Annotated in this window: 12 protein-coding genes; 4 read left to right on the forward strand and 8 right to left on the reverse strand. The window is 35.7% G+C overall.

The window, feature by feature from the left end; all coding sequences use genetic code 11:
- The first annotated feature begins 70 nt into the window (after window positions 1–70).
- Window positions 71–946: a metallophosphoesterase gene (locus F4V44_RS09170; RefSeq protein ID WP_150439693.1), complete on the forward strand. Its 876-nt coding sequence runs from the start codon at window positions 71–73 to the stop codon at window positions 944–946.
- A 100-nt stretch (window positions 947–1,046) separates the two neighbouring features.
- Here the strand turns inward: F4V44_RS09170 and F4V44_RS09175 are convergent, their stop codons facing one another.
- Complete coding sequence (locus F4V44_RS09175) at window positions 1,047–3,149, reverse strand: RNA degradosome polyphosphate kinase (protein WP_150439694.1); 2,103 nt, start codon at window positions 3,147–3,149, stop codon at window positions 1,047–1,049.
- Between the two features lie 113 nt (window positions 3,150–3,262).
- Window positions 3,263–4,798 (reverse strand): Ppx/GppA family phosphatase, encoded by a 1,536-nt coding sequence (locus tag F4V44_RS09180; RefSeq protein WP_191090612.1) that lies wholly within the window; start codon window positions 4,796–4,798, stop codon window positions 3,263–3,265.
- A gap of 175 nt (window positions 4,799–4,973) precedes the next feature.
- Here F4V44_RS09180 and F4V44_RS09185 point away from each other — a divergent pair, with 175 nt between their 5' ends.
- Window positions 4,974–5,468 carry a L,D-transpeptidase family protein gene (locus F4V44_RS09185; RefSeq protein WP_150439696.1) on the forward strand — a complete coding sequence of 165 codons (495 nt, stop codon included), beginning with the start codon at window positions 4,974–4,976 and terminating at the stop codon, window positions 5,466–5,468.
- Window positions 5,469–5,654: 186 nt separating this feature from the next.
- On the forward strand, window positions 5,655–6,128 hold the full coding sequence (locus F4V44_RS09190; protein ID WP_150439697.1) for a YkyB family protein: 474 nt from the start codon (window positions 5,655–5,657) through the stop codon (window positions 6,126–6,128).
- 58 nt (window positions 6,129–6,186) lie between these two features.
- On the opposite strand, the gene F4V44_RS09195 is transcribed toward F4V44_RS09190, so the two are convergent.
- Both F4V44_RS09195 and F4V44_RS09200 read right to left on the reverse strand, forming a co-directional pair.
- Window positions 6,187–7,092, reverse strand: a complete 906-nt coding sequence (locus tag F4V44_RS09195) for a chemotaxis protein (RefSeq protein ID WP_150439698.1) — start codon at window positions 7,090–7,092, stop codon at window positions 6,187–6,189.
- A 152-nt stretch (window positions 7,093–7,244) separates the two neighbouring features.
- The gene (locus tag F4V44_RS09200) at window positions 7,245–7,775 is read right to left on the reverse strand and encodes an RDD family protein (protein WP_150439699.1); all 531 of its coding nucleotides are present in this window, start codon (window positions 7,773–7,775) and stop codon (window positions 7,245–7,247) included.
- A gap of 182 nt (window positions 7,776–7,957) precedes the next feature.
- Here F4V44_RS09200 and F4V44_RS09205 point away from each other — a divergent pair, with 182 nt between their 5' ends.
- Complete coding sequence (locus tag F4V44_RS09205) at window positions 7,958–9,112, forward strand: aminotransferase A (protein WP_150439700.1); 1,155 nt, start codon at window positions 7,958–7,960, stop codon at window positions 9,110–9,112.
- A 46-nt stretch (window positions 9,113–9,158) separates the two neighbouring features.
- Here the strand turns inward: F4V44_RS09205 and F4V44_RS09210 are convergent, their stop codons facing one another.
- The 4 genes from F4V44_RS09210 to F4V44_RS09225 form a co-directional block, all read right to left on the reverse strand.
- The gene (locus tag F4V44_RS09210) at window positions 9,159–9,341 is read right to left on the reverse strand and encodes a hypothetical protein (protein WP_150439701.1); all 183 of its coding nucleotides are present in this window, start codon (window positions 9,339–9,341) and stop codon (window positions 9,159–9,161) included.
- A gap of 64 nt (window positions 9,342–9,405) precedes the next feature.
- Window positions 9,406–10,281, reverse strand: coding sequence for an NAD(P)-dependent oxidoreductase (locus F4V44_RS09215; protein ID WP_150439702.1), 876 nt, complete (start codon window positions 10,279–10,281; stop codon window positions 9,406–9,408).
- A 217-nt stretch (window positions 10,282–10,498) separates the two neighbouring features.
- A complete protein-coding gene (gene ptsP, locus F4V44_RS09220; protein WP_150439703.1) occupies window positions 10,499–12,214 on the reverse strand; it encodes a phosphoenolpyruvate--protein phosphotransferase in 1,716 nt (571 codons plus the stop codon).
- Window positions 12,214–12,480 carry a phosphocarrier protein HPr gene (locus F4V44_RS09225; protein WP_150439704.1) on the reverse strand — a complete coding sequence of 89 codons (267 nt, stop codon included), beginning with the start codon at window positions 12,478–12,480 and terminating at the stop codon, window positions 12,214–12,216. Before F4V44_RS09225 ends, ptsP begins: the two co-directional genes overlap by 1 nt.
- Window positions 12,481–12,839 lie beyond the last annotated feature (359 nt).

Here is a 12,839-nt window from a genome sequence, read left to right on the forward strand (position 1 = left end):
AACTACTTCTAATCACAAAGTTCGTTTGATAGTATATAAGAAGGTAATTTCAATGATAGGTCGGATAACTATGCAAAAAAAAATATCACGAAGAAAGTTTATAAAAAAAACAATGGGCTCTATATTAACCTTAATTGCAGCTGGTGCGGGCAGCTATTACTATGCTAGAGAAATAGAACCCAGATTACTTGATATTAACCGCCATACAATTAAACACCCCCTCATCCCAAAAAGCTTTGATCACTTTAAAATCGTTCAATTCAGTGATACACACCTCGGCTTCCAATATACACTCAAGCAATTGGATAAATTAATTGATCGAATCAATCGATTACAGCCGGATATTGTGTTATTTACTGGTGATTTAATGGACGAACCAAATAAGTTTCCAAAGAGTGATCAAATCATTCCTAGTCTATCAAATATTCAGGCTCCATTTGGTAAATTTGCTATTTATGGAAATCACGATCATGGTGGTTACGGTACTGATATTTATAGGGATATTATGGATAAAAGCGGGTTTACATTGCTGCAAAATGCTGCTCAAGAAATAAAGTTACTTGATGATAGCCGAATTCATTTGATTGGACTTGACGATGCTATGCTCGGGAAGCCAGATTTAGAAACTGCCACCTTAGACTTGCCTTCAGACACATATAAAATCCTTCTAGCTCACGAACCTGATATGGCTGAATTAGCCATTTACGAAGGTATTCATTTACAGTTAAGCGGACACAGTCATGGTGGACAAGTTAAGATTCCTTTTATAGGAGCCTTAATAACACCTCCATACAGCGAGTTATACTATGAAGGCTTTTATGAACTAGGAGAACCACATAGCCCGCTAACTTTATATGTGAACAGAGGCCTTGGAACAACTAGACTGCCCTTCCGTTTTTTATCAAAACCAGAACTGACAGTGTTCACATTAAAGAAAGTAAATTAACCACTGTAATGCTAATAAAACAGCAACTCATATAAAAAGAGCAGCCACATGTGCTGCTCTTTTTATAGCCAATTGAAAACTCAGAAATACCTGCGCTTATTTATTCTTCGACATCTTCAATCACCAATTTAGAATTTTCAATAAGGATAGCTTGGCTGTCAATATTAGGCTCATTCTCCTTTTTTTGAATATAACGATAGACCCCTTCATTATCCTGTTCCCGAGCTTTCAAATTATCTGATAGCTGGAGAGAAAGTAACTGCTTTAATTTTCTCTTTAATTTCCCCTCAAAAATAGGGAACAAAATCTCCACTCGTTTTTCCATATTTCTCGTCATCATATCAGCAGAGGATAAATAAGTTTTTTCTTCTCCATTGTGATGAAAGTAATAAATTCTGCTATGCTCTAAAAACCTGCCTACAATACTTATTACACGAATATTCTCACTGACATTTTCTATCCTCGGTTTTAAGCAGCAGATTCCACGGATAATCAAGTCAATTTTCACCCCTGAGGTGGATGCCTCATACAATTTCATAATAATTTTTTTATCCGTTAATGAATTCATTTTCGCAATAATATGTCCATTATTAAATTGCTTATGATATTCTATTTCTTGGTCAATTAATTTAATAAACTCTCCTCTAATATCATGTGGCGCAACAACAAGATAATGATAGACTGGCTTTTGTGTATAGCCACTTAAATAATTAAAGAAATTTGTTGCATCTATTCCAAATTTCTCCTTCGTTGTAATATAACCAAGGTCTGTATAGACTTTCGCAGTTTGATCATTATAATTCCCCGTCCCAAGATGAACAAATCGCTCAATCACACCATTCTTTCTCCGTACAACCAAAGTAATTTTACTGTGCGTTTTCAAATGTGTCATACCATAAATAACATGGCATCCAGCTTTCTCCAATTTCTTTGCCCACTGGACATTATTTTCTTCATCAAATCTAGCTTTTAATTCCACTAAAACAGTTACTTGCTTTCCATTTTCTGCTGCGCGTTTTAATGCTTCAATCACTGGAGAATCTCCGCTCACTCTATATAACGTTTGCTTTATGGCCAAAACGTCCGGGTCATCAGCAGCTTCTGCTACAAAATCAAGAATCGGCTGAAATGATTCATACGGATGGTGCAGCAGCATATCATGGTCCAAAGCATTTTGAAACATGTCTTTATTAGAATCAATTTCTAAAGAAGGCACCGGAATAAAGGGCTCATAAGTGAGATTATCTCTTCTTGAGGCAAACACTTTATAAAATGAAAACAAGAAGGTTTTATCCAACGGACCTGATATATAATAGACATCGTCTTCTTCAATTTCCAGTTCATCAAGTAAATAAGCTAAAATCTGTTTATCTAAATGTTCTTCCTTTATCTCAAGTCGAACAGCCGCTCCCCATTTTCGTTTCTTTAGTTCTTTTTCAATTACCTGCAGAAGATCTCTTGCCCCCTCCTCGTGTATTTCTAAATCAGCATTCCTTGTAATTCTAAATTGTGTAACGGATAGAATCTTATAACCATTAAAAAGTTTTGAAATAAAATAACAAATAATGTCTTCAAGCAAGACAAAACAAGTCGTGCCGTCAATAAATGGTACCTCGATAAAACGTTCTAATAAAGATGGAACTTGTACAATAGCAAGCTGCTGTTTGACTTGATGACCAGAAATACTATCCATCTCGATTGAAACTGCAATATTAATACTTTTATTTAAAAGCATTGGAAATGGGCGATAGGCATCGACAGCCATTGGAGTTAACACAGGAAAGATTTGTTCATTAAAATAAAGTTCAAGAAATTTCTTTTGAGCTGAGGTTAATTCATCAACCTTTAATAAATGAATATTTTCTGCTTTTAATTCATGGAGAATTTGTTGTTGAAAAGTCTCATCCTGCAGCCTAACAAGATAATGTGCTCTTTCAGATATTTTTTCCAGCTGCTGTTTCGGAGTCAAACCAGCTTTATTTTCAGGTTTCATAAACCCTACTTTTACTTGATCCTTTAAGCCTGCCACACGAACCATAAAAAACTCATCTAAATTAGAACTGAAAATTGCCGAAAATTTGATTCTTTCTAATAATGGATTTCTTTTGTCTAAAACTTCCTGAAGCACCCGTTCGTTAAAAGCCAGCCAGCTAATTTCCCTATTGTTATAATTTGATGGATGATTAAAATGACTATTATCCATATAACCCACACCTTTTTTGCGAAATTCGACCTATATAAAGTAATAAAAAATGCATTTTTTATTAAATAAGAATATATAATTAGAACTTTAAACGCCAAGTAATCTATCAAAGTTCAAGCATACTGTATAAACTTCAAGTGTATTGCTTTCTGGAGTACCTTTTCTAATTGACGAATATGTTTTTCCGTCTCATATTGTTCCACAAAAGGGTTCCCCTCACAATAAATCGTTAGCTGCATCAAATCATTAGAAGCTTCTTCAAAATGAATGTTCTTAACTATGCCTCTTTTTGAAGCATCAAGCGCAGTAGCGAGCTTAGCAACTGCACCAGCCATACGAATATCCTCCATTTCCTTTTTCGTAAACCAATTTGAAAATGGAGTAAAATACTGCTTTAATAATGTTTTATTTTTAAAGGAAGCGATATATGCCAATTTCAATCGGTCTTTATGGAATAGTCCATTAATGGATTGATTAGCTAACAAATAGAATGTATGCTGACTGCTCGAATCATCATCAATATACTGTCCTAGATAATAAAGTTCCGCCCCTTTTTTCACAAACTTACTTAGCGCTTGTTTATTTTCACAATGATAATAAGTGCTTGTTTTCTCAAATAAGATTTCAGCCAACTTTGCACGGTGGCTTGCATGCGCTGGGGCGACTCCATAATCAATAAGTAGTTCCGCAACACTATTTTGAACAATTTGATCAGTGTCCAAAAAGACATCATCAGTCTCGCTTGTTTTTAAAGAAATTCCATCTCTTAGTCCCTTTTTACTGAACATAAAAGAAAAAGATTGACTATATTCACAAAGACCCACAAATACTTCAAGTGCAGGTACAATAATATCCGCACGATCTTTCGAAAGTCCTTCCACCTTTTCTAGTTGTTCAATCGTTAGCTGACCAAGATACATTTGTATTTTTTGCAGGTCGGAATAACTCATTACATACTGATGTATCCCTGCAATTGGATATTTTTTTAACGTTTGATCAATTTGAGCAATGTTCCTTGCACTTCCTCCTATGGCAATAACTGGAACCTGTAAATTCTTTAACCACGGGAGCTGCTTTAAGGAATCCTGGATAAAATCAGAAAGTCCCTTTCTTTCTTGTTCTGTTATAGGATTGTTTTTAATGAACTGCTTTTTTAATGAGACGACTCCAAAGGGAAAACTATGATAATGTATTAATTTTCTATTTTCAAAATAGGTAATCTCTGTACTTCCTCCCCCCATATCGATTGTGACACCTGTATCAATAGGGGTTGAATGTGAGACAGCATAATAACCAAAAAACGCTTCCTCTTTTTCGGATAATATTTTCATATCAAAACCCGTTTTCTCTTTCACAAGAGCTTGGATTTCTACTTGATTTTTTGATTGCCTTACAGTAGCAGTTGCTGTACAATGAATTTTCGTCACTTGATGAAAGGCTAGAATTTCTTTAAAACCTTGCAGTATATCAATGAGGAGAGCTATTCCTTCTTTACTCAAATCATTATCTTGGTTAAGGTATTGGTTTAATCTCGCTACTGTTTTAATATTTTCAGCTTCCTTATAGCTTCCGCTAAGGATTTTTGCATAAATAACAAGGCGGATGGTATTAGATCCAATGTCAATCACTGCCCATTTTTCTTTCGTCATCTCCATTCTCCTTCCTGATTGTATACTAATTAAACGCAGCTGATTCATGCTTAGTCATTGCTATGTACATAAAGTATGATAAACATAAATCTATTCATTTTAAAAGAAAAAAGGAACTTTTGTCATCTTCATTCATAAGAATAATCATAACCCAAAACGTCTAGGAGGAGTAAAAATGGTTCATATCGTAAAACGGGGAGAAACATTGTATTCGATTTCAAAAAATTATCGTGTCTCAATTGCAGCACTGTTAAAAGCAAACCCCCACCTCACCAATCAAAATAATATCTATATTGGTCAATCCATTCAAATTCCAGGCCTGCCAAATCCAGACACTATCCCTTACCGAATTTCAATATCCAGAAGGAACAAAACATTACAGCTTTTTCTTAATAACCGCTTGATTAAAACATACCCCATTGCAGTCGGTAAAATGCTGACACAGACACCGTCCGGCACATTCGTTATCGTGAACCGTGAGCCAAATCCCGGCGGACCGTATGGTGTCATGTGGCTATCTCTTTCTATAGCCGGCTATGGCATTCATGGTACAAATAACCCATCCTCGATAGGAAAGGAAGTATCTCAAGGCTGTGTCCGAATGCATAATCATGATGTTCTTGATCTTGCCAAACAAGTTCCTAATGGAACCCTTGTGGCCATACAATAGAAATTCTACCGATTATATTCCTGCTATTCTTTAGACATAGCATAGTTTTTTCGAGAATTTATTTTCTTTTATTGCCAAAAGGGGTATAATAAACAATAATAATTAAAATTCATTTTCCTTGACAATATAAAAAATAACATTCATTAACTTTTCTATACCTCCAAAATACGGAAAGGAGACATCACATTGTCCACTAATAGGGATTATCCATCACAACCTCAATTAAACCCAACAATTAAAAGCCTCGCTCAAGCGATCTTCATTATTAATCGTCATGCAAAAACTGCCCCTAATCCAAAATTTTTATATAAACTTAAATATACTGCTCTGCATAAGCTTATAAGGGAAGGAAAGGCAAAAAAAATCGGTCTGCATTTTTCAAATAACCCTAAATACAGTCAGCAGCAATCTGACGTTTTAATCGCTTGTGAAGACTACACTTTTCACTTACCACCTTCAAAGAGTGATTTTACAGAACTTCCACACCTAGGCAAGTTGGACAAACAGATAAGAAATCCAAAAGCCTCACTTTCACTAACTCAAGCGAAAAAACTACTTTGCGCCTATACCGGTCTTAAAGAACATGAAAATAATGCGATGCCTCCAAGAAAAAAATATAACAAACCTATTTTCAAAAAGCTGGGGGAAAGTTATTTTTAAGAAAAACAGAAAATAAAAAACTTCCATTACATACGAATGGAAGTTTTTTATTTACCATTTACAAAGCATATTGATCAATTAAAAGTACCAGCTCCGCAATTTCCGGTTTACTCACCTGTGCATCAGCCCCTACAATTTGTCCTTTATGGCGCAGGTCATCTGTTATGAGGGACGAGAAAATGATAACAGGAAGTTTTGACAAATCACTATGTTCCTTCACTTTTTTCGTTAAATGATGACCATCCATTTGCGGCATTTCAATATCAGTAATAACTAGCTGAACTTCTTTTTCAATTTCCTTCCCGTTTTTCGCAATGGTTTCAAGATAAGTAAACGCATCTTTTCCGTTTTCAAAAAACTCAATATTCTGATAGCCAGCCTCATCTAATGTATCTTGGATTAACTTACGCAACAATGGCGAATCTTCAACGACCACTAAATGTTTATTTGATCGTTCACGATCACCGAGTTTTTTAAGTCTTTGAATATTAATCCCTGTATTTGGATTAATTTCAACAACAATTTTCTCGAAATCTAAGAGTAAAATCATCTCTCCATGAAACTTTATTACACCAATAATCTGGCTTTCTGACCCTTGATACATTTCAGATGGCTTTTCAATTTGGTCCCACGAAATTCGATGTATTTGGGATACACTGTGAACATGAAAAACAATTTTTTGTTTGTTAAATTCGGTTACAATAAATTTGTCCTTTTCCGGTGTTTCCGATGGCGGAAATCCGATTGCTTTTGCGACATCTACAACTGGTAAAACTTCACCTCGTAATTCAATGATTCCTTGAACATGGGGATGGGCATGGGGAACTTGAGTAACAGGTACTGGATTAATTATTTCTCTCACCTTTATTACGTTTATCCCAAATTTATTTGGTCCAATTCCAAATTCGACAATTTCTAGTTCATTTGTGCCACTTTCAAGTAAAATCCCTTTATTATTTTCCATGGCTTCAACCTACCTATCCAAATTTATTGAATTTATTTCTTTTACTATAACACGTTTACAAGCTATATTTAGATAATTTTTTAATATGTTTTTTCCCGAAAAAAATACATCTGAAACAGCATCAGATGTATTTTTTTCAAATAAGTTAAAATCTATTTTTTTACGACAACTGTGCCCGCAATAAAATCATGCAAGCCCTGTTTTTTCTCAGTAATACCAACCATTATATAACCGATAAATAGAATTCCTGATAGGAAAGACATAGCCAAATACCTTCCGAAACCACGCCAAAAAGATATGCGCTCACCTTTTAAATCGGTAACCTGTAAGCCAAGAGCCTTTTTCCCGATTGTCGCTTGCCACTTTGATGCTTGCAGACCGGCAAAATAAGCTACCGCGATTACGATACTAACAATCGAAGTGACAATAATAGAACCAAAATAAGTTGCTAAGAAGGACAAAGCTTCCTCATCTGTCATCCCTGTTTCCATATATGCAGGATCTGCCATCATTAAATAGGTGATGTCCGAAGTCCCAAAAAAGAGTAATAAAATTAGAATAGAAATAATAGTCAATGGAATACCAATGATAATTGAATCAATAAGATAGGCTGCAACCCGAATCCAAAATCCTCCATACACATTTTTTTCTTCATACTGATTTACTTCAGTTGTCGTTTCCAACTATCTTTCCCCCTTAAAATGCTTTCATTAAATTATAACATTAATTCAATGTATTCTTTCTATTGCGAATTATTATAGTGAATGACTTGCATTTGTTCCTTAGCTCGACTCAATTCTCCTTCCCTATTTAATCGACGGCATATTTACGATACAATAACCTTATTGTTTAGGAGGTTGAAGTTGTGGAGCATTTAATTAATACAAAAGTAAAAGAAATAGAAATATCTGGGATTCGCAAATTTTTTAATATGGTAGCAGGAACGGAAGGCATGATATCCTTAACAATCGGCCAGCCTGATTTCCCAACGCCATTACATGTAAAAGAGGCTGGTAAAAAAGCGATTGATGAAGATTTTACATCATATACTCATAATGCAGGTGATATATCGCTTCGTAAGGCTGCTTCCCAGTATATGAAAGAAAAATACAGCCTTAATTATCAAGCAGACTCTGAGGTGATTGTCACAGCTGGTGCAAGTGAAGCAATTGATATTGCCTTTCGTACCATTTTGGAGGAAGAATCTGAAGTCATTCTGCCGGGCCCAGTCTACCCTGGCTATGAACCCATTATTAAACTTTGTGGAGCGAAACCTGTATATGCCGACATTCGAGAAAACGGATTTCGTTTTACTGCAGATGTGATTGAGTCTTATATAACGAAACAAACAAGATGCATCGTTCTGCCTTATCCTTCTAATCCGACTGGAGTAAGCTTAAGCAAGCAAGAATTATTGGAAATTTCTGCGTTACTTGCAGAAAAAGATATATTTATCTTAGCTGATGAAATATACAGTGAGCTCGTTTACGACCACCAGCATGTTTCGATTGCCTCATTTTTGAGGGATCAAACGATTGTCATAAACGGATTATCAAAATCACATTCTATGACTGGATGGAGAATTGGCCTTTTATTTGCACCGGAAACCATTGCTAAACATATTCTAAAGGTTCACCAATACAATGTGACCTGTGCCACTTCTATCTCTCAAATGGCTGCACTGGAGGCATTAACAGAAGGAAAAAATGATGCATTACCAATGAAAGAGGCTTACCTTGAGCGCAGAAATTATGTGTATAACCGTTTAATTCAAATGGGACTTGAAGTGCAAAAGCCTGATGGCGCCTTTTATTTTTTTGTTAAGCTGCCAACTAAGCATGTTTCTTCATTTGACTTTTGTCTTCAGCTGGTAAGAGAAGAGAAGGTTGCAGTTGTACCAGGCAGTGCTTTTTCAAGCTATGGAGAGGGATACTTTAGGCTTTCCTTTGCTTGTTCAATGGAGACATTAGAAGAAGGCTTAAATAGAATTGAAGCCTATGTAAAAAAAGTGCAAGGGTAATGCCTGCACTTTTTTTACATATTGGAACTTAAGAATTCATCCCTTATTATAAACCGCCTTTATATTTGCCGGCATTTTTTGAAGCCTTTTCTTTTTTTGCTTTATCTTTATGAATTTTATTTGTATCGGTACTGCCGAATTCATGGGCAAACTCTTGATTGATAACAGCAGAGTCAAAACCCTTTTTATTTTTTTGCTGCGGATCATTTTTTTTATTTTTCTTTGCCATTTTCATACCTCCTTGTATCATACATAGATAGTGTGATTCGGAGGCAGTTTTTTATACAACATTATTACTGCCAATATTTATAGAGAGCTTGTGTACCGCTATTTTCCTCGCCATTTTGCGCAAGTGTTTCATACATTCGTTTAGCTAAAGCTAATCCAGGCGTCTCCATACCCATAGCCTCAGCCTCTGTAAGAGCAATTTTCATATCTTTGATAAAATGTTTAATAAAAAATCCAGGTTCAAAATTACCATGTATCATTCTCGGTGCCAAATTAGATAATGACCAGCTGCCTGCAGCTCCTGATGATATGCTTGTTAAAACCTTTTCTGGATCAAGCCCTGCTTTTTCTGCATATACAATGGCCTCAGAAACACCAATCATATTTGAGGCAATGGCAATTTGATTACACATTTTTGTATGCTGCCCTGCGCCCGCCTTCCCCTGGTAGACAATATTTGTACCAAGATGGTTAAAAAGAGGCTTTAATTTTTCATATACCTCTTTGTCACCTCCAACCATGATTGATAATGCCGCTTCCTTTGCACCGACATCCCCTCCGGAAACAGGAGCATCTACAGCGTATATCCCTCTTTCTATTGCCTCATGATAAATTTTCTCAGCTAATGTAGGCGTAGAGGTTGTCATATCTACCACATATGTATTTGGTCTCCCATGCGTAACGATCCCCTCTTCGCCTAAATAAACCTCTTCGACATCCTCTGGATATCCTACAATCGTAAAAATGACATTAGCTCTTTCAGCTATCTTTTTGGGTGAATCCACCCATTCTGCCCCTTTTTGTATCAGTTCCTCAGCCTTTTCCCTCGTACGGTTGTATACAATGACAGGATACCCTGCCGTTAATAAATGTCCAGCCATACTTCTTCCCATTACTCCTGTTCCAATGAATCCTATTACCGCATGTTCTAGTGTCAGCATTATTCATCTCTCCTTTCAATCAACTATTTCTATTGTATCATTTTCTAAAAATGAACCGCTCTTATACTTTCTTTTATTACTTTCTTTATATCCAAAAGACTCGATTGGGAAAAGGGCCTCATTTTACAAAACTATATGGTAAAAAACCGACTGTGATTTACAGTCGGTTAGAAGCTTTATATAATATAAATATTTCCTATTACAACACAATGTAGTACTATTTTTCGGCAGCTGCTTTTACTGCTTCGATTACTTCATTTGTTGTACTCATTTGTAATGCTTTTTGCGCCAATTCTTCCATTTCTTTTTTCGATAGTCGTAGAATCTGTGAACGTGCTTTCAAGATTGATGTTGCGCTCATCGAGAACTCATCAAGTCCTAAACCAAGCAATAGCGGAATCGCTGTTTCATCGCCCGCCATTTCTCCACACATTCCTGCCCATTTACCTTCTTTATGTGCTGCATCAATAACCATTTTCACTAATCTTAGTATAGCCGGACTATATGGTTGATATAAATACGAAACACGCTCATTCATTCGATCTGCAGCCATCGTATATTGAATTAAATCATTTGTTCCAATACTGAAGAAATCAACTTCTTTAGCAAATAAATCTGCCATAACAGCTGTAGATGGAATTTCTACCATGATACCAAGCTCAATTTGATCCGATACAGTGATACCTTCACTGATAAGCTTTTGCTTTTCTTCTTGTAAGATATTTTTTGCAGCCCTGAATTCATCCAGGTTCGCAATCATTGGAAACATAATTTTTAGATTGCCAAAAGAACTTGCCCGTAATAAGGCACGTAATTGAGTTCTGAAAATACCTTGTTCTTCCAAACAAAGACGAATGGCCCGGAAACCAAGAAATGGATTCATTTCTTTAGGTAAATCTAGATATGGCAATTCCTTATCGCCGCCAATATCAAGAGTTCGAACAACCACTGGTTTTCCCTGCATACCTTCAAGTACAGCCTTATAGGATTCAAATTGCTCTTCCTCTGATGGCAGTTCATTTCGACCCATATAAAGGAATTCAGTACGGTATAAACCAATACCTTCTCCGCCGTTATTGATAACGCCCTCTAAATCATTAGGTGTCCCGATATTTGCAGCCAGCTCTACATGTTCTCCGTCAGCTGAAACAGTCTTTTCATGCAATAGCTTAGCCCATTCTGCTTTTTGCTCTTCGAAACGAATTTGTTCTTGCTTGTATTTTTCAATTATTTCTTGGTTTGGATTAATATGAACTTCACCTTTTAAACCATCTACAATAATGATATCGCCATTTTGGATGTCTTTTGTTGCTGTTTTTGTTCCAACAACTGCAGGTATCTCCATAGAACGAGCCATAATCGCAGAGTGTGAAGTGCGTCCGCCGATATTTGTTGTAAATGCTTTAACATACTTACGATTAAGCTGTGCTGTATCTGATGGAGTTAAATCTTCCGCTACAATAATCGCTTCCTCAGAAATCATGCTTGGATTAATGATTTTAACTCCTAATAAATGAGAAAGCATGCGTTTTCTCACATCCCGTATATCTGCTGCTCTTTCTTTCATATATTCATTATCCATTTGTTCAAACATAGAAATAAACATATCTGTTGCTTCTTTTAGTGCATGCTCTGCATTTACTTTATCTGTTTTAATTTTATCTTCAATAGGAGTAATTAATTCAGGATCATTTGCAATGAGCAAATGCGCTTCAAAAATGGCAGCTTTGTCCGCACCAAGCTCTGCATTTGCTTTTTCACGAATCGCTTCGAGTTCTGTCTTTGTGATAGCAATAGCGTCCTTTAATCGTTTAATTTCCTGCTCTTCATCTGTAATTCGTGTCTTTTCAAAAGACAGATCCGGTTCAACTAATCGATAAGCCTTTGCGATTGCAATTCCACTTGACGCAGCAATGCCTTGTAAAAAACTCATTATTCCGCCAACTCCTCTTTATGTAATGTTTCTATGATCGAATTTAATGCAGCTTCCTCATCTTTGCCATCAACAGTAATAGTAATATCAGAACCTTTTCCAATACCTAAGGACATAACACCCATAATGGATTTTAAGTTTACTTTTTTTCCTTTATATTCAAGATGAATTTCAGAATCAAATTTTCCAGCAGCTTGTACTAGCATTGTAGCAGGACGTGCATGTATCCCTGTGTCAGCTATCACTTTAAATTGTTTTTCAATCATTTTAAAATCAATCTCCTTCTTAAAAGAAAAGCCTTGTTTACTAACAGTGTTGATTTTGACTCACTTAGAGCTGTCTGGTTATGATGTGACAGCAACCTTTCAGCAGCACTGAAAAGCGTGAGAAATATCCATTTCTCACGGATGAGTCAAAAGTCTAATTTATCAATATTATTCTTTAACATAGCCAAAAGAAAAAATATAAGATGTCAGGGCGAATGAGTTTATTATTATTTTCAAATAGTAAAAAAATATAAATATTTCATCTTGATGAAAGGCAATTACAAATTGGCATTCTTTTATTTAGTATTATTCACTAAATAAATTTAACTCATGTAAATTATGTACTCCCTAATATAACA

Source organism: Niallia endozanthoxylica (assembly GCF_008710145.1).
Classification (GTDB): Bacteria; Bacillota; Bacilli; order Bacillales; family Cytobacillaceae; genus Bacillus_BD; species Bacillus_BD endozanthoxylica.

What these genes read in the sequence shown, in the direction of transcription:
- F4V44_RS09175 (WP_150439694.1), bottom strand. Translation starts at nt 3,149, where the DNA reads ATGGATAATAGTCATTTTAATCATCCATCAAATTATAACAATAGGGAA.
- ptsP (WP_150439703.1), bottom strand. Translation starts at nt 12,214, where the DNA reads ATGAGTTTTTTACAAGGCATTGCTGCGTCAAGTGGAATTGCAATCGCA.
- F4V44_RS09185 (WP_150439696.1), top strand. Translation starts at nt 4,974, where the DNA reads ATGGTTCATATCGTAAAACGGGGAGAAACATTGTATTCGATTTCAAAA.
- F4V44_RS09170 (WP_150439693.1), top strand. Translation starts at nt 71, where the DNA reads ATGCAAAAAAAAATATCACGAAGAAAGTTTATAAAAAAAACAATGGGC.
- F4V44_RS09195 (WP_150439698.1), bottom strand. Translation starts at nt 7,092, where the DNA reads ATGGAAAATAATAAAGGGATTTTACTTGAAAGTGGCACAAATGAACTA.
- F4V44_RS09210 (WP_150439701.1), bottom strand. Translation starts at nt 9,341, where the DNA reads ATGGCAAAGAAAAATAAAAAAAATGATCCGCAGCAAAAAAATAAAAAG.
- F4V44_RS09215 (WP_150439702.1), bottom strand. Translation starts at nt 10,281, where the DNA reads ATGCTGACACTAGAACATGCGGTAATAGGATTCATTGGAACAGGAGTA.
- F4V44_RS09225 (WP_150439704.1), bottom strand. Translation starts at nt 12,480, where the DNA reads ATGATTGAAAAACAATTTAAAGTGATAGCTGACACAGGGATACATGCA.
- F4V44_RS09180 (WP_191090612.1), bottom strand. Translation starts at nt 4,798, where the DNA reads ATGACGAAAGAAAAATGGGCAGTGATTGACATTGGATCTAATACCATC.